This window comes from Lentzea sp. NPDC059081 (genome assembly GCF_042738015.1).
Taxonomy (GTDB): Bacteria; Actinomycetota; Actinomycetes; order Mycobacteriales; family Pseudonocardiaceae; genus Lentzea.
Map to the genome: position 1 here is coordinate 476,650 of NZ_JBHYGW010000005.1, position 22,572 is coordinate 499,221.

Genomic DNA, 22,572 nt, shown 5'->3' on the forward strand with positions numbered 1-22,572 from the left:
GTCACCGCACGGGGTGGTCGTCGGCGACGGCCAGCGCGAGCTCGCAGAACATCGAGTCGGCCCAGGAGAACCACGGCCGGGAGAACGCGGCCGGGTCGGAGGGGTCGAAGCTCTCGTGGACGTGGCCGGTGCCCGCGTCGGTGCCGGCGATCAGCTGGAGCAGCCGCCGCCGGTCGGCCGGGGTGCCCGTGAGGCCTTCGACGGCGAGGGCGATCGGCCACACGCGGCCGGGTTTCGTGTGCGGGCTGCCGACTCCGCTCGCGATGCTGCCGCGGAAGTAGTACGGGTTGGCGTCGCTCAGGACGAATCCACGTGTTGCCTGCCAGATCTCGGTGTCGACCACGTCGGGTGCCAGGAGTGGCAGCGAGAGCAACGACGGTGTGTTGGCGTCGTCCATGCACAGCACGCCGCCGAGACCGTCTACCTCGTAGGCGTAGATGCGCTTGCCCTCGTGTTCGACGACGCCGTGCGTCTCGACGCCGTTCACGAGTTCGCGCGACAGCCCAAGGGCTTCCGAGGCGAGCGTGGTGTCGTCGTAGACGTCGGCGATCTCTGCGATCGCCAGCAACGCTTGCGCCGCAAAGAGGTTGGCCGGGATGTTGTAGCCGTAGGTGCAGGCGTCGTCGGAGGGGCGGAAGCCGCTCCACGTCATGCCGGTGTCGGCGACGGGGGTGCCGCGGCCGCCGCGTGCGAGGGTCTCGGTCGGGATCGCCCCGGGGCGTTCGAAGCGGTACGAGGACTCGTCGTGCCGTTGTTCCAGACGTAGTTGCGCGACGACCCTGTGCAGGACTCGATGCGTGCGCGCGTCGAACACCTCGGTCGAACCCGTTGCGCGCCAGAGCTTGTGGGCGAGCGTGACCGGGTAGGAGAGGCTGTCGATCTCGTACTTCTGCTCCCACACGTGCGGGTCGTCGCACAGGTCGCCGGGTTCGTAGTGAGCACCGGTCGGGCCGTTGTTGAACGCGTTGGCGTAGGGGTCGTGAGCCAGGCAGGCGAACTGACGGCGCACGACGGCCGTCACGAGCGAGGCGAGCGGTGGGCAGTCGGCGAGGAACCTCAGGTACGGCGTGAGCTGGGTGGTGGAGTCGCGCAGCCACATGGCCGGGATGTCGCCCGTGATGACGAACGCGCTGCCGTCGTCGCCGATCGTGATGGTGTCGCGCAGCGTGCGGTGGAGTGCGGCCTCGACCATGTCGGCGATGCGGTCGCCGGCTGCGGTGCGCACGCGCGCGGCGGCGGCGCTGATCGTCTCGTCTACCGTTGCCACGGAGTGGTTCCGTTCTCGTCGGTGACACGGACTCGCACGGCGTGCGCCGGTTCGTCCGTCTCGTCGGTGCTCCAGATGCCGATCTCCACCGGCACCGCGACCGGCTGTCCGGTCGCCCACGAGCCGAGCTCGTCGAGGCCCAGCTCGAACTCGATCGTCGTCTCGTCCTGCACCCGCCGCACGGCGAGCAGCGTTCGGCGGCGGGGTCGCACGCCGAGCTCGTGCCGACAGCCGTAGAGCGGCACGGCAGCGGGCCCGGCTTCGGTGATGTCGACCTCGACCAGCACCGACCCGCCGTTGCCGAGTTCCGCGGCGGAGATGCTGTACGTCGCCTCGCGCACCTCGGCGGCAACGGAAACCCCGCTGCCGAAGGGGATTCCGGCGGGATGCCGGTGGTCGAGGTAGCCGCGCGCGGTCTCCCTGCGTTCGTCGTGGGCGACCGGGAAGACGCCGTCGGCCACGGGGAACGACGCCGGCAGGCGCCCTGACGCCGTGCCGTCGAAGAGCGCGCTCACGATGGCGGCGCCGCCACTCGGGCCGGGGAACGGGACGACGAGCAGGACGTCCACGAGTGCGGCCAGTTCGGTGAGGGCGCGTGGACGTCCGTCGACGACCACGGCCACGACCGTTTTGCCGCTCGCACGGGCCGTGCGCGCGAGTTCGAGCTGCGGTTCGGGCAGTGCGATCGACGCGAGGTCGACGCCTTCGCCGTTGGTCGTGTCCACCGCCGGGCCCTCGACCGCGCCGTTGTCGGCGAACTCGTCGCTGTAGCTGCGGCGGCTGGTCCCGCCGAGCACCAGCACGCAGACGTCCGCGCGATCGGCGGCGGACTCCACTGCCGCAAGCGCTTCCGGGCCCAGCGCGGTGCGGACGCGCGAACCGGGCGCGTGCAGCACGCAGTCGTCACCGAGCCGTGCCACGAGCGCCGACCGCACGGTCGACGCGCCGGGATCGTCGGCAGGCCGGGGCGGGGTGTAGTCGCCGAGCTGCGCGTCCAGGTCGTCGGCGTTGGGGCCGATGAGCGCCACCGTGGCGGCGGCGTCGAGCGGTAGCTTGCCGTGCACGAGGACCACGGCCTGGCGGGCGGCGCGGTCGACGAGGCTCGCGATGTCGCGAGCGACCGGGGCCGGAGCGTCCAGCAGGCCGACGCGGTGTTTGAGGGCCAGCACGCGGTCGACGGCGCGGTCGAGGTCGCTCTCGTCGACGAGCCCGCGGTCCAGCGCCTCGTCGAGGTGCGTGAACGCCTCGTCCCACAGGCTCAGGTCGACGCCCGCGCGCAGGGCCAGCGCGGCCGCGGCTGCCGGGTCGGGTGCGCTGTCGCGGAGGCGGTCGATCGCGGTGCCGTCGGCCATGACGATGCCGTCCCACCCCCACTCGTCGCGGAGCGTGCCGGTGAGGAGAGCGCGGTTGGCGCTGCACGGTACGCCGTCGATGTCGTTGTAGGCGGCCATGAACCCGGCGACACCGGCGCGTGCGGCGGCGAAGGCGGGCCGCAGGTGCACCTCGCCGAGCTCGCGAGGCCCGATCGGTGCGCCCGACCCGTTGCGGCCGCCGATCCCGGCGCCCTGGACCGCGAGGTGCTTCGCGACGACGGCGACGTGCCCCTGCATCCCGCGCACGGTCGCCGCCACGAGCATCGCGGCGAGTGCGGGGTCCTCGCTGAAGCATTCCTCGGCACGGCCCCAACGGGGGTCGCGCAGCACGTCCAGACCCGACACGAGGGCGACGTGCGTCCCTCGCGACCGCGCTTCGGCACCGACCGCGGCCGCGAGCTCCTCGGTCAGGCCGACGTCCATGCCGGCCCCGAGCGCGAGGTTGACCGGCAACGTCGTCGCGCCGAGCGCCTGAAGGCCGTGCGGCGCCTCCTCCACGAACAGCACGGGCACACCGCACCCGTTGCGCGTCACGTACTCCTGCACGGCCGCACAGGCTTCCGCACTGCGTTCGGGCGGGATCCCGTTGTGCCAGTGGACGGCGGACCACGGGTCGGCGCGCAGGACGCCGTAGATCGCGCCGATGCCGCCGAACCGGTCGACCTCGCGCCGCAGCACGTCGGTCACCCGCGGGGCGCCGTCGACCCACCGGAGCGCCTCCCAGCCCTTGAGGCGCTGGTTGACCTGCCCGACCCGGACCCGCAGGGGAAGTGACGAAGCCGCGATCATCCCTTGACAGCCCCGGAGACCAGCGCGCGCTGCATCTGCCGCTGCAACACCGTGTAGACGAGGTACACCGGCAGCAGCGTGAACAACGTGCCCGCCATCAGCACGCCGTAGTCGGTGCCCGCGTCGACCTTCAACGTCGGCAGGGCGACCTGGATCGTGCGCTGCGCGGTGTCTGGCCCGGTGAGGATCAACGGGTACAGGTAGGCGTTCCAGAACGACAGGAAGTTCAGCAGCAGCACGGTCGCGATGCCGGGCACGCAGATCGGCAGGTAGACCTGGCGCAGCACCTGGAGGGTCGACGCGCCGTCCATCGACGCCGCTTCCTCCAGCTCGCGCGGGATGGTCCGCATGAACGACGTGAGGATCACGATCGACAGCGGCAACGCCGTGGCCGGCAGCAGGAAGACGATGAACGTGCGGCTGTGGAAGAGGCCGAGTGCCGCCGCCAGCAGGAAGGTCGGGAACAGGGCGGCGAACGACGGGATGAGGAAGCCGAGCGCGAAGACGTTCTCGACGGCCTTGCCGAGCCTGCCGGTCGAGCGGGCCAGCGCGAACGAGGCGGGCAACGCCAGCAGCAGCGTCAGCACGAGCGCGCCGACGGTCGTCAGCACCGAGTTCGCGACCGCGAGGACGAGGTCGGCCTGGCGGATCGCGGTGGCGAAGTTGCCGAGGTCCCACGTCCCCGGCAACGCCAGCGGCGACTCGAAGATCTCCTCGTTCGTCTTGAACGCCGAGACGACGAAGTAGTAGAAGGGCACGACCAGCAGGGCGGCGTAGATCCACGCCAGCGTGCCGCTGGTGATCGAGCCGACGCGGTCGCGCAACGGGCGGAGGGCGGTCCGGGCCATCATGGACTCCTTGGGTCAGTGGCTGGCGCGGAGCACCCTGCGGATCGCGCCCATGCCCAGCAGGCCCAGCACGAAGAGGACCAGGCCGACGGCCTGGCTGTAGCCGAGGTCGGTCTCGACGAACGCCTTGCGGTACACGAGGTACGACAGCGTGGTCGTCGCCGTGCCGGGGCCGCCCTGGGTCAGCAGCAGCACGGTCTGGGCCGAGTTGAACAGCATCGACAGGAACTGCAGCATCGTCACGACACCGATGAAGTCGCGGGCGATCGGCCAGTACATGCGCCAGGCGATCCGCCAGTCCCCCGCGCCGTCGATGCGCGCCGCCTGCACGATCTCGGCGTCGACGCCGTCCAGTCGCGAGGCGATCAGCACCGCCGAGTACCCGATCCCGCTCCACAGCTCGACGGCGACGATCGCGCCCAGCGCGGTGGACGGGTCGGCGAGCCAGGCGGTGCCGTCGAACCCGAGCGGCCGCAGCACCCCGTTCAGGAGGCCGTCGGGGTTGAGCATCGCGTAGAAGACCATCGCGGTCGCCGGCGCGGAGATGAGCGCGGGGATGAAGAGCAGGTAGCGCAACACCTTGTGGCCACGCGGTTTCTGCACGACGTAGAACGCGAGCAGGAACGCCAGCACGATCATCACCGGGAGGCCGGCGACGATCTGGAGCGCCGAGTTGCCCGCCGCCGTCCAGAAGTTCTCGTCGGCGAACACGCGGCGGAAGTTGTCCAGGCCCGCGAACCCCGGTTCGACGAGCATGCCCGGCCAGGACAGGAAGCCGATGACGATCATCGCCACGACCGGGCCGACCATGAAGACCGCGTACCAGATCAGCGCGGGCAGGGCGAAGCCGGGAAAGCGCTCTCGCAACGACGGGCGCCGGGCGCGGCCGGGTGGCGTGGAGGGTTCGGGAGCGGCCGTGACGGCCACTTCGGTGAGAGCGGTCAAGGTGGGTCCTTCCTCACGCCGTGGCGTAGGCCCGCTCGAAGACGTCGACGACGCGTTCGGCGGAGATCGGTCCGTAGGCCGCGGCGGTGGCCTGGATCATCGGCTCGAACGCGTTCTGCGGGATGAGCAGGTCGGGCAGCAGCACCGGGGAGACCTGCTGCTCGGTGAGCCGGGACGTCTGGGCGACGAGCGGGAAGTTCTGGCTGACGGTGCTGGTGATCCGGCTCATGTCGCGGCCGGAGCCGAGGATCATCGCGTCGGTGACCTCGTCGCTGTAGAGGTACTGCACGAACGGCTTGATCAGGTCGAGCTTCTTCGAGCCGTTCTCGCTGATCCACACGCCGTGGCCGTTGAAGCTGCGGATCACGCTCGGGTGTGCCAGCACGCCCCCGCGCGACGGCTTGGGCCAGCCGCCGACGGTGACCTCCTCGGCCCGTTCCGCGGGCACCTTCGCCAGGGCCGAGGACATCGCCGGCACGATCGCGGCCTTGCCGGTGTTGAACTGCGTCAGTTCGGAGTCGGACGTGTACCCCTGAACGGCGTCGACGAAGACGCCCGCGTCCCGCAGCTCCACGAAGTGCTGGACACCGGCGATGGCACCGGGGCTCTCGGACAGCTTGCCGCTCGCGAAGACCTTCTTGGCCTCCTCGGTGGTGAGGAATCCCTGGAGGATCTGCAGGAACAGCTTCTGCCCGCTCCAGTCGGACCCGCCGACCGTCACCGGGCCGATTCCCTTGGAGCGCAACGCCTCCGCGGCGGCGATCAGCTCGTCGGACGTCGTCGGGATCCCGACCCCGGCCTGCTCCAGCAGCCGCGTGTTGAAGGAGACGGGCCAGTTGGTGCGGGTGAAGGGGAACGCGCGCAGGTTGCCGGCGGGGTCGGTCCACTCCTCCAGCGCCGCGGGGATGATCTTGTCGCGCAGCTCCCACTCGTCGAGCAGGTCGTTGAGCGGGATCGTCGCGCCGAGCGGGGTCCAGGAGAGCGTGCGGCCCTGCAGGTTCACCAGGGCGACGTCGGCCTCCTCGCCGGCCAGGGAGCTGGTCTCGAAGACGATCGGCAGGTCGGACCCGTTCTTGAGCAACGCGACCGTGCGGCCGGTGCGGCGTTCGTAGGTGGCGACGGAGTCGGCGAAGACCTGGGCGCCCGCGACCGCGCCGCTGAGCTGGGTGTGCACGGAGAGCGCGCCGGGCCGGTCCGAGGCGGGCATGAGAGCACCGCACCCCGAGAGCAACGGCACGGCGATGCCCCCTCCGACCGCGGCGCGCAGCAACGTGCGCCTGCTGATGGCGTTGGACACGGGGCCTCCGCGAGGTGGTCTTGTATAGCGGTACACATCAAGTGGCGAGCAAGGTATACCGCTTTACAAGCGGCGGTCAACGACCCTAACCTCGGGGGTGTCATGAGTGAACCCAGCACCAAGCGCGTGACAATCGCCGCCGTGGCCCGGCTCGCGGGCGTGTCCCCGTCCGCGGTGTCGCACGTCTTCAACGGACGGCCGAACGTCTCCGAAGCCACCGCCGCCCGCATCCGCGCCGCCGCCGACGAGCTCAACTGGCGCCCGAACTTCGCGAGCCGCAAGGTCTCCGGCCAGGGCGGCAGGAGCCTCGGTCTCGTCATCGCCCGGTCGCGGGGCACGTTCGGCCGCGACCCGTTCTTCATGCGCCTGCTCGCCGGGCTGACCGAACCGCTGGCCGACATCGGGTGGTCGCTGTCGCTGACGCTCGTGCGGGCCGACGAGGAGGAGCAGGTCTACCGGCAGTGGTGGGGCGAGCAGCGCGTGGACGCGTTCCTGCTCGTCGACGTGCGCGACGACGACCCGCGACTCGCGCTCGTCGAGCAGCTCGGCGCCCCGGCCGCGTTGCTCGGCGCTCCCGTCCCCGGTCCCGTCGCCGCGGTCACCGTGCGCGACGGCACGGCGTTCGCCGAGGTGCTGGACCACCTCACCGGGCTCGGCCACCGCGCCGTCACCCGCGTCACCGACGCCCCCGGACTCGCCCACACCCGCGCCAGGGACAAGAGGTTCCGTTCCGCGGCACGGGAACGCGGCGTCCAGGCCGCCGTCGCCACGTGGAACCCGCGGGCGGAGGACCCGGTCGCCGACCTGCTCGGCCGGTTGGGCGAGGCGACGGCGATCATCGTCGACAGCGAGACCATCGCGGCCGAGATCGTCGCCCACGCGCCGGAGGTCGGTGTGCGGGTACCCGAACAGCTGTCGGTGATCGCCTGGGAGGACTCCTGGGTGTCGACCATCGTGCGTCCGCGCCTCACCGCTTTCGACGCCCCCGTCGAGGAAAGCGCCCGCGCCGCCGTCGCCCTGCTCGAACGGCTCGTCCGCGGCGAGGACGTCACCGCCCAGACCGTCAGCGGCCGCCGTCTGCTCGTGCGCGAGTCCACGGCACCCGCTCCGAACAACCGCGAGGAAAGCTCTTGACCACGACCGTCCCCAGGTTCGGCGTCAACTACACCCCGTCGAAGGACTGGATGTTCCAGTGGATGGCCGTCGAGCCCGACGCCGTGCGCGCGGACTTCGCGGCGATCGCCGGGCTCGGCGCCGACCACGTGCGGGTCTTCCCGCTGTGGCCCGTGCTGCAACCGAACCGCACCCTCATCCGGCAGCGCGCCCTCGACGACATCGCGCTGGTGGCCGACCTCGCCGCCGAGTTCGGCCTCGACATCGCGGTCGACGTCATCCAGGGCCACATGTCCGGGTTCGACTTCGTCCCCGCCTGGCTGGTGAACTGGCACGACGGCAACATGTTCACCGACCCGCTCGCCGTCGAGGCGCAGGCCGCGCTCGTCGCCGCCGTGTACGACGCGGTGCGCGACAAGCCGAACTTCCTGGGACTCACGCTCGGCAACGAGCTCAACCAGTTCCAGCTGCCCAACCCCGCGGCGATGCCGGCCACGACGGCGGAGGTGAGCCACTGGCTGACCTCGTTGCTGACCGCCCCGCGCGACCGAGACCCGCGCCATCTCTTGGCGCACAGCGAGAACGACCACCTCTGGTACCGCGACGAGCACCCGTTCGTGCCCACGCACGCGAGCCGTCTCGGCGACGTGACGACCGTGCACTCGTGGATCTTCAACGGCACGGCGGCCCGCTATGGCGCGCTGTCGCCGCAGTCGGTGCGGCACGCCGAGTGGATGATCGAGCTGTCGAAGGCGTTCGCGACGGATCCCGCGCGCAAGGTCTGGCTGCAAGAAGTCGGGGCGCCGTCGATGAACCTGGCCGAGGCCGAGATGCCGGAGTTCTGCACGCGCACTGTCGAAGCCGCGTTGACGACCACCGACCTGTACGCGATCACCTGGTGGTGTTCGCACGACGTCTCGCGTTCGCTCGGGGACTACAAGGACCTCGAGTACTCGCTCGGCCTGCTCGACACCGAGAACCGGGTGAAGCCGCTCGGCCGCCGGTTCGCCGAGCTGATCTCCGAGGCGAAGCGCGGCGTGCGGCCGACTCCGCGCACGGTCGGCGTCGTCGTCGATGTCGACGGCGATCTTCCGCTGTCCCGCGCGGCTCTCGGACCGGGGGGCGCGGTTTTCGAGCGCTGGCACGAACTCCGGGAGCGGGGCGTCGACGTCGGGGTGGTCACGAGCACGACGGCTGCTTCTCCCGCGGCGCTGGAGGCCAGGGGCGTCCGGGAGGTCGACCGCGCGGCGGTGGCCTGAGCCCGCGGCGACAGGGGCCCAGGTCGAGGGGTCTCACCGCACGGTGATGTTCGAGTTGCCGCTGCTCTGGTAGCCCTCGGTCGCGAGGATCATGTAGTAGCTGAAGTTGCCGAGCCGCATGTTGGCGCGGCTCCACGCGTCGAAGTGGTTGCCGGTGGTGATGTCGCCACCGGTCCGCTTCTGCTGACGGACGCTCCAGAACTGCGGGAACGTCTTGTTGTTGCCCTCGACGGACGGCGCGTTGTAGCGCATCGTCTGGTAGATGTCGTACGTGCCGCCATCGGTGGTGACCGAGCCCCTGTAGGTGCCGGTCGGCCGCCAGGAGCCCCAGCTGTCGACGATGTAGTACTCGACGAGCGGGTTGGACGTCCAGCCGTAGAGCGTCAGGTAGGCGTTGCCGGACGGGTTGAAGCTGCCGGAGTAGTTCACGGTCCGGCGCGAGCCGTTGCTCCAGCCCTTGCCGCCGACGAAGTTGCCGACGTTGGTCCACGAGGTGCTGTAGTTGCCGCCGGAGCCGAAGTCCATGCAGACCCGGCCGCCGCCATCCGTCCAGAACGAGTAGTAGTAGCCGTTGTTGTTGCCCGTCTGGCTCGAGCAGGTGGCGGCGATGCCCACGTCGGCGCGGGCAAGGGCCGGCGTCAGTGCCATGACCAGCGCCAAGCAGAGCAGGGCGACCGGGCCGCGGCGGCGATTCGACGATGAAGAATTCGATTGTTTCATATTCGGCACTCCTCGATTTCAGTGTCCGAACCTTTCCCGACCGTAGCAGCGGACAACCGCGCCCGTAAGTGCACGAGCCCGTTTCGAAAACCTTTCGAAAAAGCACTTCGGGAAATCGGTGAATAAAATCCGGCCACGAAAAGCCGGGCAGCGAAGCCGGTAAGCGGTGCCGAAGGCCCGGCTGAGCCTCAACGTCATCGGTCAAGGACAGGCCGGTGAGGCCGGTTGACAGCGCGAATACGACCGGCCAGGATGACTCGACGGCCGGGCGGGAAAAATGCCCGATCCGATCTTTCTCAATTCACGATGCCGGCGACGCGCGACCGCGTCCGCAATCGGTTTCGACCCAGGCACCGCCCCGCCGCGCGGTGAACGGTCTCGTCCACGTCTTCGACACGGAGGTCGTTTCATGCGCAGACGCCTGGCCGCACTCGGTGCGGCCGCCGGGGTGCTGGTGGCCCTGTCCCCCGCCGTGCCCGCCGCGGCGGGGGCGCCGGACGGGTCCGGTGCCCCCGACCGGGTCACGCTCGTCACCGGCGACCGGGTGACGTTCTCCCGCTCGGGGCTCGGCATCGTGCCCGCCCCCGGTCGTGAGCACGCGATGTTCGCGATCACCACCGCCGGGCGGCACCGCTACGTCGTCCCCGCCGACGCCGAGCCGCTGCTCTCCGCCGGGCGGCTCGACAAGGCGCTGTTCGACGTCGACGCGTTGCGCGAGTTCGGGTACGCCGACGCGACACCGGTCATCCTGGAGGGCGCGGGCAAGCGGTTCACGGCCGCCGGACCGCGGCACGGCGGCGCGCTCGGGTCGCTCGTCGCCGGACACGAGAAGGTGTGGCTGGACGGCAAGAAGAAGATCGACGTGCAGCCGGGGGTCGAGCGGATCGGCGCTCCCTCGGCCTGGCAGTCCGGTCTGAAGGGGACCGGCGTCAAGGTCGCCGTGCTGGACACCGGTGTCGACGAGACCCACCCCGACCTCGCCGGCCGGATCGCGGCGAGCGCGAACTTCTCCTCGCAGCCGAGCGTCGACGACACGGTCGGGCACGGCACGCACGTCGCGTCGATCATCGCGGGCAGCGGCGCGAACCTGCAGGGCCGCTACACCGGTGTCGCGCCGGACGCGAGCCTGCTCGTCGGCAAGGTCTGCGACAGCAGCTACTGCCAGGACTCGGCGATCCTCGCCGGGATGCAGTGGGCCGTCGACCAGGGCGCCGACGTGGTCAACATGAGCCTCGGCACCCCGTCCGACACCCCCGGCGAGGACCCGATCGAGCAGGCGGTCAACGCGCTGTCGGCGTCGAGCGGCACGTTGTTCGTGGTGGCGGCGGGCAACTCCGGGCCAGGTGAGACCACGCTCGGCAGTCCCGGTTCGGCCGACGCCGCGCTCACCGTCGGAGCGGTCGACGACACCGACGCGATCGCGCGGTTCTCCAGCCGTGGGCCACGGGTCGGGGACGGCGCGGTCAAACCCGACGTCACCGCACCGGGCGTCGAGGTGGCGGCGGCGAAGGCGGCCAACGGCACGATCGGCACGCCTGCCGACGATCCCGGCTACGTGCGGCTGTCCGGCACGTCCATGGCGACCCCGCACGTGGCGGGCGCGGCGGCGCTCCTCGCCCAGCAGCATCCGGGGTGGACCGGCGCGCAGCTGAAGTCCGCGCTGGTCGGGTCCGCGACGCCGACGGCGGGGCTCAGCGTCTTCGCCCAGGGCGCCGGCCGCGTGGACGTGCCGAAAGCGTTGGCGCAGACGGTCGGCGCGGAACCGGCGAGCCTGTCTTTCGGCGTGCAGGCCTGGCCGCACGACGAAGACCAGCCGGTCGTCCGGCAGGTCACCTACCGCAACACCGGGACCGACCCGGTCGTGCTGGGTCTGAGCCTGGAAGGCACTGGCGCGCAGGGACTCGTGACCGTCGCCCCCGCCGAGCTGACCGTCCCGGCGGGCGGCCAGGCGTCCGCGACGGTCACCGCCGACACGCGCGGCACCACGAGGTACGGCAGGCACGAGAGCGCTCTCGTCGCGGCGAGCGGCGACGCACGGGTGCGCACGCCGCTGGCGCTCACCGTCGAGGACGAGAGGTACCAGCTCGACGTCACGACCACGGACTCGCAGGGCGCGCCCGACTCGTCCAGTCTCAGCGTCTACCGGCTCGACCAGCCGGGCACCGTGCTGGACCTGAGCACCGACGACGAGGGCCAGGGCTCGATCCGGCTGCCCAAGGGCACCTACGGCATCACCGGCATGATCTCGACGCGGACCGAGGTCAGTCTCATGGTCTACGCGGACATCGACCTGACCGCGGACAGGAAGGTGTCGCTCGACGCCCGCGAGGCCGGACCGGTCGACATCTCCCTTCCGGAGGACCCGTCCGCGACCGAGACCATCGGCACCATCGCGTTGCGCGCCAGGGGTTCCGCCGTCGGAGCCGGGCTGAACTACGAGTTCGTCAGCTTCGGCGGGTTCTCCGGCGGCGGCCGGGCGTTCCGCGTCGGCCGAGTGGGTGGGTCCATTCCGGACGGTCGCGTGACGGGGTACGTGAACTCGCACTGGCGCTCCGGCACCGACGGCCTCTACACGCTCGGCTGGGACTGGGCGGCACAGGTGCCGAACGGCATCCGCCAGGCGGTCAAGGCGTCCGACCTGGAACTGCGCAAGACCGCACTGCCCGCACGCCCCGCGGGTGGCCACACCTACGTCGAACCGTGGTCGGCGGGAACGCGGTCCGACAACAGGTCCACGTTCGGCCCGGCGATCGACATCACCGGCGCCACCACGTTGCGGCTCTACGCGACACCGGGTTCCAGCGGCACGCGGTGGAGCTACACCTACCTCGACTACGACAGCACCTGGCGGCAGGTCCAGGCCGCCTGGACGCCGTTCACCGCCTTCCGGGCCGGGCACACCACCACGACGAGCGCCATGACCCCGGTGCTCGGCCCGATCGCCGTGACCGTGGACGACGGGCTCGACCTGCGCCGGGCCGGCGACGTCCTGGTGCGCGGCTACCCGGTCCTCTACGGCGACGCGGCGGGCAACCGCGGCGCGGTCGCGATGGCCGAACCCGAGAAGTTCGTGCTCACCGACGTGACCACCGGCCAGCCGATCGCCGCCGACCCGAACGGCAACTACCCGCTGCCCGCCGAACGCACCCGTCTGCGGCTCGACGTCAGCGGCGCCCGTGCCGATACGACCGCGACGAGCACAAGGGTCGCGGCCACGTGGGAGTTCGAGTCGGCGCACGGCGCCACGGCGTTCCCGCTCTCGGCGGTCCGCTTCACGCCGAAGCTCGACGCCACCGGTGCGACACCCGGTGGGCGGTTCTTCGCGGTCCCGCTCCAGGTGCAGCAGTACGCCGACAGCGGTGCCGGCCGGATCCGCCGGATCACCGTGGACGTGTCCTACGACGACGGCAGGACCTGGACCGCGGCACCGGTGCTCGGTGATCGTGCGCTGCTGCGGCATCCGAAGGGTCCGGGGCACGTCTCGTTGCGGGCGTCCGCGGTGGACACCAGGGGCAACACCTCGACGGTCACCGTCATCAGGGCGTACGCGCTCAGCTGACGCGGACGGCGGCCTCCCCCGGCAGAGGGAGGCCGCCATCGGGCCGAAGACCGATAATCGCACGGCCTTGCGAACCACGGAGAAAGGCCGTCGTGCCCGACGAGAACACCAAACTGCGCCGGCAGTCCGTCCTGATCGCGACGGGATGCGTCATCGGCGACGGCGTGCCGTTCCTGCTGCACGCGGCGAACCACTCCTCGTCCCACCCGGCGGTCTGGGTGGCGGGTGCCGCGATCCTCGCCGCCGACGTGGCGCTCGCACTCCCCGCCCGCACCGCCGGTCCGGTCGCGATCGCCCACGCGGTCGTGCGGGCCGGTGTCGCCTTCCTGCTCGTCGTGGTGGCCGGCGAGCCCGACGACGGCATCGGCAACGCCACCGGTCTGGCGATCTCGGCCTACCGCGCCGGAGCGTGGATCGAGGGTCTGCGCGCCTGGGTCGCGCTCGGCGCCCTCATCGCGGGCATGGCGCTGGCCATGGGACTGCAGGGCCTCACGACGTCCACCCCGAACATCCTGGCCACGCTCACCAACACGATCCTGCCGTGGTTGCTCGGCCGACACACCACGGGCCGCAGCGGGTACATCCAGGAGATCCGCCGCCGGGCGGAGGAGCAGCAGCGGGACGTCGCCCGGCGCTGGGCCGTCGCCGCCGAGGCCGAACGGGGTGCGATCGCCCGCGACCTGCACGACACCATCTCGCACCACGTGAGCGCCGTCGGAGTCCACGCCGCCGCGGCGAGGCTGTCCCTCGAACCCGAGCAGCTCACCGAGCGTGCGACGGGGTCGCTGCGGCAGGTCGAGTCGTCGAGCCGGGCGGCGCAGGCGGATCTGCGGCGGATGCTCGACCTGTTGCACGGCAACGACTCCGACGGCATCCGCCAGCCCACTCTCGCCGCGCTGGACGGTCTCGTCGAGCACAGCCGCACCGCGGGCCTGACCGTCCACATCAGACAGGACGGCGTCCGCCCCGAGCTGCTGCCCGACTCGCTGAACCTCGCCGCCTACCGCGTCGTCCAGGAGATCCTGACCAACGCACTGCGGCACGGCGACGGCGTGCTCGACCTGACCGTCGCCCAGTCCCCGGACGAGCTCCTGCTCACCGGCACCAACGCGTTCTCCCCGTCCCCCGGCCGATCGACCGGCACGGGCAGGGGCCTGGACGGGATCCGGCACCGGGTCACGCTGTTCGGCGGGTCGCTGTCCCTCGGGCCCGACCCCGCCGACCCCGGTGTCTGGCGCACCGGCGTGACCCTTCCGATCCAGGAGGCCCCGTGACCATCCGCGTCCTGCTCGCCGACGACCACGAGTTCTTCCGCTCGGGGTTCCGCAGCGCGCTGGAGACCCAGCCCGACCTGGAGTGCGTCGCCGACGTCGGTGACGGGAGGGCCGCCGTCGCGGAGATCGAACGGCTGCGCCCGGACGTCGCCGTCCTCGACATCCGCATGCCGAGGATGGACGGTCTGGAGGCCGCCGAGACGGTGTTGTCCCGTGCCGGCAACGCGGTCAGGGTCATCCTGCTCACGACGTACGACGACGACGGCTACGTCTACCGGGTGTTGCGGGCGGGGGCGAGCGGCTTCTGCCTGAAGAGCATGCCGACGGAGGAGCTGTTCGGCGCGATCCGGGTGGCCGCGCGCGGTGACGCGTTGATCGACCCGTCGGTGACGCGCCGGCTGGTGACGCGGTTCGCGGCCGGGATGGGAACACCGCCCGCGTCGGCGGAGGGGCTGGACCGGCTGACGCCGCGCGAACGGGAGATCCTGCTGGAGCTCGCGCGGGGCTTCTCCAACGCCGAGATCGCGGCACGGCTGTTCGTGGGCGAACAGACGGTCAAGACCCACGTCTCCAACGTGCTGGCGAAGCTGTACCTGCGGGACCGGATCCAGGCCGTGATCTACGTGCACGAGAACGGTTTGCTCTGAAGGACTCTAGAAGCCGCCGGTGTGCACGTGATCCCCCGCGCGGGGGAAGCCGATTTCCCCGGCGCAGGTGAGCACTCCGACCGGTCTGCGCCCCTAACGTTCGGGCCCTTCCCGATCAGTGCGACGAAGGGTCTGAACGATGACGCACACCCGCTCGGCGATGTCCAGGCGAAGCCTGTTCCGCAGCGCGCTCCTCGGTGCCGTGGTGCTCACGCCGCTGCTCGCCGGCTGCGACGACGAGGTGCCGTCCGACCCGGTGCGCGCCGGTCTGCTGGACGGCCTGCCGGAGATCCACTCGTTCCCGACGGTCGACGAGATGAAGGACTTCGGTGCCCGCATGGCGCGCGAGCACCCGGACCGGGCCTCCCTCACCGAGATCGGCCGTTCCCGGTCCGGCGACCCGATGCAGATGCTGCGCGTGCGGGCCGAACGCCCGCGGGGCCGCGTCCTGGTCGTCGGCCAGCCCCACCCCAACGAGCCGATCGGGATGGCCACGGTCGTCGCGCTCGCCGAAGGTCTGCTGGCCGATCCCGCCGCCCTCGACGCGACCGGGGCCGACTGGTACTTCGTGCTGTGCGCGGACCCTGACGCGACGCGCCTGAACGAGGGCTGGTTCCGCGGGCCGTGGACGCGGGAGCACTACGCGCGCCACTTCTTCCGGCCCGGCGGCGAGCAGCAGGTCGAGTGGACCTTCCCGTTCCGCGCCGACGGTTTCGCCGTGGACGCCCCGCTGCCCGAGACCAAGGCGCTCATGACCGCCATCGACCAGGTGAAGCCGACGGTCATGGCCTCTCTGCACAACAGCGAGGTGGGCGGCGCCTACTACTACGCGAGTGCGGGCGCGGCGCCGTTGTACCCGTTGCTCACCGGACTGTGCGACGCGCACGGCATCCCGTTGCATCGCGGCGAACCCGAGATCCCGGTCGCGGCCGAACTGAGCCCGGCGGTGTACACGCTGCCGACCGCCCGCATGATCTACGACTACGTGACCCAGGCCGGTGGTGACCCGGCCGGGGTCGTGACGGGTGGGAACACCGCGGACTACGCGAGCAAGCACGGCACCGTGCTCGGACTCGCGATCGAACTGCCCTACTGGCGTGACAAACGCGCCGCGGACACCACACAGGTCAGCCTCAGCCGGCGCGACGCCGCCCTGCGCGGCCTCGACGTCCAGGTGGACATGGCGCAGCGGCTGATCTCGTTGCGCGCCAAGGCGGAACCGTTGCCGCCCTCACCGTTCCGCGACGCCCTCGACTCGTTCCTCACCCCGATGTCACCGGAGGCGCTCCAAACGGCGCGCCTGCAGATCGAGGAGGGTCCCGAGTACCAGCGGCCGGCGACGGCGGCCGAGGAGTTCAGCTCCGTCGCCGACGCGCACTCCCTGCGGCTCCGGCTGGGTGGCATGCTGCTGCGCGCACTGCCCGACGGGGCCGCGAGCTGGAGCGAGGTCGAGGCACTGCTCCAGCGGTGGTGCGCCGAGGCGGACCAGTACTGCCCCGCGGACCCGGTGCCGATCCGGGATCTGGTGACCGTGCAGGGCAAGGCCGTGCTCGCCGCCGTGGCGCACTCCGTCAGGTAGTCAGGGTCAGGTAGTCAGGCCCACTCGGTCAGGTCCGTCCGGTTCGAGGTCAGGTCGGACGTCAGCACCCGCAGCGTGCCGGGAACCTCCTGCCGGGCGGGCACCAGGTGCAGGCGTTCGACCTCGCCGCCGGACGGGATCCCGGCCGTGCAGACGCAGCCGGCCGTGCCGAAGCCCGCGAACCGGTAGGCGATCTCCATCATGCGGTTGCGGTCCGTGCGCTTGAAGTCGGCCACCAGGTGCACGCCGGCGCGCGCGGCCTGGTCGGTCAGCCAGCGCAAAAGGGTGGCACCGACGCCGAACGCCACGACCCGGCACGAGGTGGCCAGGAGCTTCAGGTGCCAGGCCGACGGGAGCTTCTCCAGCAGCATCACGCCCACCGCGCCGTGCGGGCCGAAGCGGTCGGTCAGGCTGATGACGAGGACCTCGTGCGCCGGGTCGTCCACATAGGACCTCAGGGTGCCCTCGGAGTAGTGGACACCGGTGGCGTTCATCTGGTTGGTGCGCAGAGTCAGCTCCTCGACCCGGCTGATCTCCTCCTCGCGGGCGCGGGCGATGCGCAGCTCCATGGCCAGCGAGCGGAGGAACTCCTCGTCGCTGCCCTCGTGCGCGTCGCGTTCGGCGGTGCGGCGGAAGCCGGCCTGGTACATCTCCCGGCGGCGCTTGGCGTCCACGGTGACGAGGGCCGGGCTGAACTCCGGCAGGGCGGTGAGGTCGAGCACCTGCGTGGCCTCGTAGACCCGGACCTCGGGGAGGTGGTGGGCCACCTCGGCGCGTTCCACCGGCATGTCGTCGATGAAGGCGATGGTGTTCATGCCGATGTTGAGGTCGGCGACGATCTGCCGCACCGACTCGGACTTGCGGCCCCAGCCGATCCGCGGGACCACGAAGTACTCGGCGATCTGCAGCTTCTCGAGCTGTTCCCACGCGTGGTCGTGGTCGTTGCGGCTGGCCACGGACTGCAGGATGCCGCGCGCGTCCAGCTCGACGATGACGTCGCGGATCTCGTCGGCCAGGCGGACCTCGCCGTCCTCCAGCAGGGTGCCCTGCCACAACGTGTTGTCGAGGTCCCAGACCAGGCACTTCACCAGCGGTGTGTCGGTCACGACCGTGCTCCCCTTGTCGCGGTGGTGGACTACGGTGTCGGCTACTGGGCGGCCATCAGGGCGCGTTCGGCGAGCATGAGCTGGCTGATCTCGGTGCTGCCCTCGATGATCTCCATGAGCTTCGCGTCGCGGAACGCCCGTGCGACCGCGCCGCCGTCCTGGGCACCCGCCGAGGCGAGGACCTGGACGGCCGTCGCCGCGCCGCGGGCCGCTTCCGTCGAGGCGACGTACTTGGCGAGCACGGCCGCGGCTCCCATGTCGGGCGACCGGTCGTCCCATGCCCGGCTGGCATCCTCGCACATCTTCGTGGCGGTGCGCTCGGCCGCGTACAGCTCGGCCAGGTGCCTCGCCACCAGCTGGTGCTGGGACAGCGGGGTGCCGAACTGCTCGCGGACGCGGGCGTGCCGGGCGGCCTCGGCCAGACAGGCGCGGAGCATGCCCACGCTCCCCCACGCCACGGACAGCCTGCCGTAGGTCAACGCCGTGGTCACCAGCAACGCCAATGGGAAACCCCGGCCCGACAGAACGGCCGAGATCGGCAGGCGCACGTCGTCCAGGTCCACTGTGGAGTGTCCGGCGGCGCGGCAGCCCAACGGGTTGGGCACGGGGTCGATCCGCACACCCGGTGCGGTGGCGGGCACCACGGCCACGGCGGTCTCGCCGTCGAACCGGCCGAACACCAGGACGACGTCGGCGTAGGCCGCGGCGGTGATCCAGGTCTTGCGGCCGGTGACGACGACCGAGTCGCCGTCGCGGCGGATCCGGGTGCCGATCGCGGACAGGTCGCTGCCGGCGGCGGGTTCGCTGAACGCCACGGCCGCCAGCGAGCCGCCGGTGAGCATGCCCAGGTACTCGGAGTGCTGCTCACGGCTGCCGAAGCGCTGGATCGTCCAGGCGGCCATGCCCTGCGAGGTCATCAGGCTGCGCACCGAGCTGCACAGCGCACCGGTGTGCGCGGCCAGCTCGCCGTTGTCCATCCCGGACAGTCCGAGGCCGCCGTGCCGGGGCGGGACCTCGGCGCACAGCACGCCCTTCGCGCCCAGGCCGCGCACGATCTCGGGCGGGATCCAGCCGGCCAGGTCCCACTCGGCGGCGTTGTCCGCGACCGCCTCGGTGACCAGGGCCGCGGCGTCAGACACCGCTGTTCTCGCTCAGCCGCAGCACGAGGTCGGTCATCCTGTTCACCGTGCGGAAGTTGTCGACGGCGAGGTCCTCGCCGAGCACCATCACGTCGAACGTCTTCTCCACGTAGACCACGAGCTCCATGGCGAACATGGACGACACCACGCCGGAGGCGAACAGGTCGACGTCCGGCTCCCAGGCCTGCTTGGTCCGCGACAGCAGGAACTCCTGGAGGTTCTCGCTGATCGCGGTCGGGGTGGTCGCTGCAAGGGAGTCGGTCATGATCTCCGCACACCTCTGGTCTCGTCGGAACGGTTACGCGGTCTTCTTGTGCGCCAAGGTGATGCCGTCCGCCATGGTCAGCAGGGCCAGGTGCACCCGGTCGTCATCGCGCAGCCGCGCGTTGAGCCGGCGGATGGCCTCGGTGTCGGGGTCCCGCGCGTCCGGGTCGACCACGCGCCCGAAGTACAGGGTGTTGTCGATCACCACCAGGCCGCCGGGCCGCAACAGGGTCAGCGCGTGCTCGTAGTAGCGCTCGTACCCGGCCTTGTCGGCGTCGACGAACACCAGGTCGAACGTCCCCGCCAGGCCGTCGGCCACCAGTGCCGCCATGGTCTCGGCGGCGTCGCCGAGGCGGAAGTCGATCCGGTCGGCCACGCCCGCGCGCTGCCAGTACCCCGCCGCGACGCTCGGCCACTTGCGGTCCACGTCGCACGTGACGACCTTGCCGCCCGGCGCGAGCGCCCTGGCCATGCACAGCGTGCTGTAGCCGGTGAACGTGCCGACCTCCAGCACCGAGGTCGCCCCGATCAGCCGGACGAGCAGCGCCAGGAACTGCGCCTCCTCCGGCATCGTCACCATGGCGTGGTAGGCGGGCATGCGCTCGGTCTCGCCGCGCAGCCCGGCCAGGATCTCGTCGTCGCGCAACGACACCTCCCGCACGTACGCCAGCAGTTCGGGCGTCGCGTCGACCTGGGCGGCCATCAGCGCAGTCCCACGGGCAGCACGCCGCCGGCGTCGGTGTAGGAGTAGAAGCCGCGGCCGGTCTTGCGGCCGAGGTCGCCGTCGGACACCTTGCGCAGCAACGCCTCGCTCGGCCGGAAGCTCTCGTCGCCGGTGCGTTCGTGCAGCACGCGCAGCGAGTCGACCAGGTTGTCGATGCCGATCAGGTCGGCGGTGCGCAGCGGTCCGGTCGGGTGCCCGAGGCAGCCCTCCATCAGCGCGTCGACCGCCTCCGCGGTGGCCCTGCCCTCGTGCACGAGCGCGGCGGCGTCGTTGATCATGCGGTGCAGCACGCGGCTCGTGACGAACCCCGGCCCGTCGCCGACCACGACCTCCCTGCGCCCCAACGCCTCCAGCAACGACGACAACGCGGCCGTGGCGTGCTCCCCCGTCCGCGAACCGGGGATCACCTCGACCGTCTCGATCAGGTAGGGCGGGTTCATGAAGTGCACGCCGAGCAGGTCCTCGGGCCGGGGCGCGGACGCGGCGAGCTCGTCGACGGGGATGGACGAGGTGTTGGTGACCAGCAACGTGCCGGGTGCCACCACCGCGGCCACGTCGATCAGCGCCTTGACCTTCAGCTCGGCGACCTCGGTGATCGCCTCGACGACGACGGTCGCGCCGGCGGCGTCGGCGATCGACGTGCTGGTGCGCAGCTCACCCGGCTTCCGGTCGCGCGGCAACGCGCCGGTGAGCAGACCCAGCCGCATCTCCTGCCGCACCTGGTCGGCCGCGGGCGCGAGGACGTCCGGATCGACGTCGATCAACGTCACCGGCAGGCCGCGGCCCAGCGCGAGCGCGGTGATGCCCTTGCCCATCACGCCCGCGCCGAGCACGGCCAGACGGTGCCCGGCACTGTCCTGCGTCACCACGACCTCCGGAAAGCGAGAGAATTCGCGGAGAAATCATTTCCCCGGTAATCACCACGCTACTGAGGGCGCATTTTCCGCTCAACCCCTGTCCGGGACCCCTAAGCACGACTCGGACCTGTCCCGGAACGCGAAAAATCCGGGGTGTGGCCACACCCCGGATTTCTCAGAGCCGCTCGGAGAGCGACGGGCTCACTGGCCCATCGAGCCGACGAGCGCCTCGGGCTTCTCGCGCTTGGAGTACAGCTCCCAGTAGTTCTCCGCGAACTCCTCCGGCGAGTACGCCTCGACCTCGAAGTCGATGTTCGGCCGGGAGGTGATCATGTTGTAGGGCACGCTGCCCTTGATCAGCGCACCGATGTTCACCGCACCCACGTACACGCCCTTGTCGGCCAGCAGGCCGTTCAGGTTGTAGAAGTAGTTGCGCAGCGCCGCCTGGCCCATGCCCGCGTTGCCGAGCATCGGCGTCGGGTACACGCCGGACTGGCCACCGGTGAAGATGATCGCGCCGTCGCCGCGCTCGACCATGGCGGGCAGCGCGGCGTTGACCAGCGCGACACCGGTGAGCACGAACTCGTCGAAGATCGCCTGCAGGCTCTCCGGCGTGATGTCGAGCGCGGGCACGATGCCCTCGCCCATGCTGCCGCCGCCGGGGCTGAAGATCGCGGCGTCGATCTGGCCGTACGCCTTCGTGATCGCCTCGACGGCGCCGGGGATCTGCGTGCGGTCCGACACGTCGGCGGAGAAGCCGGCCGCCTCGATCCCGTCGTTCGCGAGCTCGGCGACGAGCTTGTCCTGGTTCTCCTTGGTCCGCGAGACCAGCGCGACGCGGAAGCCCTCACGCCCGAAGCGGCGCGCGACGGCCAACCCCAAGACAGGGCCGGCGCCAAAGATGGCAAGGGTCTTGGGCATCTGACAAAGCTCCTTCGTTCGGTCCAGATAAGTTGAGGACGGCCTCAACTAGGGCGAGTGTACACAGAAGTTGAGGATGACCTCAACATGCTAGGATTCCGGCCATGAGCAGCCGAACCAAGCCCCTGCGCCGGGACGCGCAGCGCAACAGGGACCTGCTGGTCGAGGCCGCGCGGAAGCTGTTCGCCGTCCACGGGCTGGACGTCGCGCTCGAGGAGATCTCCCGCACCGCCGGGGTGAGCATCGGCACGCTCTACAACCACTTCCCCAACCGCGCCGACCTGGTGGACGCGGTGTTCAGCGACCGCGCGCAGACGGTCAGGCAGATCGCGGAGCACTCGCTCGCGATGCCCGACGCGTGGGACGGCCTGGTGCACTTCCTGGAACGGATCTGCGAGCTGCAGGCCAACGACCGCGGCTACAACGACCTGATCTCGCGGCGGGTCCCGCAGGCCACGCCGACCGAGGCGCACCTGCACGGGTTCCAGCTGATGAGCCGCATCCTCGACCGGGCGATCGAGGCGGGCGTGCTGCGGTCCGACTTCACGATGGCCGACCTCGCGTTCCTGACCTGGGCGACCGCCCGCACGGTCGAGGCGACCGGGGCCGTGCGGCCGGACCTATGGCGCCGGCACCTCGGGCTGATGCTCGACGGCATGCGCGCCGGGGCGGCCCACCCCCTCGCCGTGCCGCCCATCAACCCGGAGGAGCTGAACCGGGCGATGATGGGCGACTGCGGCTGAGCGCGAGCCGAAGGCGAGCAAGGCGACGGCGAAGCCGAGCTGCTTTGGCTTTGGCTTGAAACAGAAGGTTCCGGTGGGGTGGTCCCGTCACGAGCCGTGGCACAGCACTCGCTGCACCAGGTCAGGGGTGTCAACCCCACACGCTTTT

Annotated in this window: 19 protein-coding genes; 7 read left to right on the plus strand and 12 right to left on the minus strand. The window is 71.0% G+C overall.

The window, feature by feature from the left end:
- Nucleotide 1: 1 nt before the first annotated feature.
- Genes ACFWV3_RS15280 through ACFWV3_RS15300 form a run of 5 tightly spaced genes read right to left on the minus strand, consistent with a single transcriptional unit; the run spans nt 2 to nt 6,519 of the window.
- Complete coding sequence (locus ACFWV3_RS15280; RefSeq protein ID WP_382411783.1) at nt 2-1,267, minus strand: glycoside hydrolase family 125 protein; 1,266 nt, start codon at nt 1,265-1,267, stop codon at nt 2-4.
- Nucleotides 1,255-3,429 (minus strand): glycoside hydrolase family 3 protein, encoded by a 2,175-nt coding sequence (locus ACFWV3_RS15285; RefSeq protein WP_382411784.1) that lies wholly within the window; start codon nt 3,427-3,429, stop codon nt 1,255-1,257. Before ACFWV3_RS15285 ends, ACFWV3_RS15280 begins: the two co-directional genes overlap by 13 nt.
- Nucleotides 3,426-4,280, minus strand: coding sequence for a carbohydrate ABC transporter permease (locus ACFWV3_RS15290; RefSeq protein ID WP_382411785.1), 855 nt, complete (start codon nt 4,278-4,280; stop codon nt 3,426-3,428). Before ACFWV3_RS15290 ends, ACFWV3_RS15285 begins: the two co-directional genes overlap by 4 nt.
- Nucleotides 4,281-4,292: 12 nt before the next feature.
- Nucleotides 4,293-5,222, minus strand: a complete 930-nt coding sequence (locus ACFWV3_RS15295) for a carbohydrate ABC transporter permease (protein WP_382411786.1) — start codon at nt 5,220-5,222, stop codon at nt 4,293-4,295.
- Nucleotides 5,223-5,235: 13 nt separating this feature from the next.
- Nucleotides 5,236-6,519, minus strand: a complete 1,284-nt coding sequence (locus ACFWV3_RS15300; RefSeq protein WP_382411787.1) for an ABC transporter substrate-binding protein — start codon at nt 6,517-6,519, stop codon at nt 5,236-5,238.
- A gap of 102 nt (nt 6,520-6,621) precedes the next feature.
- On the opposite strand from ACFWV3_RS15300, the gene ACFWV3_RS15305 reads away from it, so the two are divergent.
- Nucleotides 6,622-7,653 (plus strand): LacI family DNA-binding transcriptional regulator, encoded by a 1,032-nt coding sequence (locus ACFWV3_RS15305; protein WP_382411789.1) that lies wholly within the window; start codon nt 6,622-6,624, stop codon nt 7,651-7,653.
- On the plus strand, nt 7,650-8,891 hold the full coding sequence (locus ACFWV3_RS15310; protein WP_382411790.1) for a glycosyl hydrolase: 1,242 nt from the start codon (nt 7,650-7,652) through the stop codon (nt 8,889-8,891). Before ACFWV3_RS15305 ends, ACFWV3_RS15310 begins: the two co-directional genes overlap by 4 nt.
- A gap of 33 nt (nt 8,892-8,924) precedes the next feature.
- Here ACFWV3_RS15310 and ACFWV3_RS15315 read toward each other — a convergent pair whose 3' ends face one another.
- Nucleotides 8,925-9,539 (minus strand): glycoside hydrolase family 11 protein, encoded by a 615-nt coding sequence (locus ACFWV3_RS15315; protein ID WP_382411791.1) that lies wholly within the window; start codon nt 9,537-9,539, stop codon nt 8,925-8,927.
- 481 nt (nt 9,540-10,020) lie between these two features.
- Between ACFWV3_RS15315 and ACFWV3_RS15320 the strand changes: the two genes are divergently transcribed.
- The 4 genes from ACFWV3_RS15320 to ACFWV3_RS15335 all read left to right on the plus strand — a co-directional run bounded on the left by ACFWV3_RS15320 (nt 10,021) and on the right by ACFWV3_RS15335 (nt 16,670).
- Nucleotides 10,021-13,170 carry a S8 family serine peptidase gene (locus ACFWV3_RS15320; protein ID WP_382411792.1) on the plus strand — a complete coding sequence of 1,050 codons (3,150 nt, stop codon included), beginning with the start codon at nt 10,021-10,023 and terminating at the stop codon, nt 13,168-13,170.
- A 92-nt stretch (nt 13,171-13,262) separates the two neighbouring features.
- Nucleotides 13,263-14,444, plus strand: coding sequence for a sensor histidine kinase (locus ACFWV3_RS15325; RefSeq protein WP_382411794.1), 1,182 nt, complete (start codon nt 13,263-13,265; stop codon nt 14,442-14,444).
- Nucleotides 14,441-15,091: a response regulator gene (locus ACFWV3_RS15330; protein ID WP_382411796.1), complete on the plus strand. Its 651-nt coding sequence runs from the start codon at nt 14,441-14,443 to the stop codon at nt 15,089-15,091. The genes ACFWV3_RS15325 and ACFWV3_RS15330 overlap by 4 nt, the downstream gene beginning before the upstream one ends.
- 139 nt (nt 15,092-15,230) lie before the next feature.
- A complete protein-coding gene (locus tag ACFWV3_RS15335) occupies nt 15,231-16,670 on the plus strand; it encodes a M14 family zinc carboxypeptidase (RefSeq protein WP_382411797.1) in 1,440 nt (479 codons plus the stop codon).
- A gap of 14 nt (nt 16,671-16,684) precedes the next feature.
- Here ACFWV3_RS15335 and ACFWV3_RS15340 read toward each other — a convergent pair whose 3' ends face one another.
- The 6 genes from ACFWV3_RS15340 to ACFWV3_RS15365 form a co-directional block, all read right to left on the minus strand.
- On the minus strand, nt 16,685-17,776 hold the full coding sequence (locus ACFWV3_RS15340; RefSeq protein ID WP_382411798.1) for an HAD-IIIC family phosphatase: 1,092 nt from the start codon (nt 17,774-17,776) through the stop codon (nt 16,685-16,687).
- 41 nt (nt 17,777-17,817) lie between these two features.
- Nucleotides 17,818-18,915 carry an acyl-CoA dehydrogenase family protein gene (locus ACFWV3_RS15345; protein ID WP_382411800.1) on the minus strand — a complete coding sequence of 366 codons (1,098 nt, stop codon included), beginning with the start codon at nt 18,913-18,915 and terminating at the stop codon, nt 17,818-17,820.
- Complete coding sequence (locus tag ACFWV3_RS15350; RefSeq protein WP_382411801.1) at nt 18,908-19,180, minus strand: acyl carrier protein; 273 nt, start codon at nt 19,178-19,180, stop codon at nt 18,908-18,910. Before ACFWV3_RS15350 ends, ACFWV3_RS15345 begins: the two co-directional genes overlap by 8 nt.
- Before the next feature lie 33 nt (nt 19,181-19,213).
- Nucleotides 19,214-19,882, minus strand: coding sequence for an O-methyltransferase (locus ACFWV3_RS15355; RefSeq protein WP_382411803.1), 669 nt, complete (start codon nt 19,880-19,882; stop codon nt 19,214-19,216).
- Complete coding sequence (locus ACFWV3_RS15360) at nt 19,882-20,769, minus strand: 3-hydroxyacyl-CoA dehydrogenase family protein (RefSeq protein WP_382411804.1); 888 nt, start codon at nt 20,767-20,769, stop codon at nt 19,882-19,884. Before ACFWV3_RS15360 ends, ACFWV3_RS15355 begins: the two co-directional genes overlap by 1 nt.
- A gap of 192 nt (nt 20,770-20,961) precedes the next feature.
- Nucleotides 20,962-21,681 (minus strand): SDR family NAD(P)-dependent oxidoreductase, encoded by a 720-nt coding sequence (locus tag ACFWV3_RS15365; RefSeq protein ID WP_330854276.1) that lies wholly within the window; start codon nt 21,679-21,681, stop codon nt 20,962-20,964.
- 104 nt (nt 21,682-21,785) lie between these two features.
- Here ACFWV3_RS15365 and ACFWV3_RS15370 point away from each other — a divergent pair, with 104 nt between their 5' ends.
- Nucleotides 21,786-22,424: a TetR/AcrR family transcriptional regulator gene (locus tag ACFWV3_RS15370; RefSeq protein WP_382411805.1), complete on the plus strand. Its 639-nt coding sequence runs from the start codon at nt 21,786-21,788 to the stop codon at nt 22,422-22,424.
- The last annotated feature ends 148 nt before the right edge of the window (nt 22,425-22,572 follow it).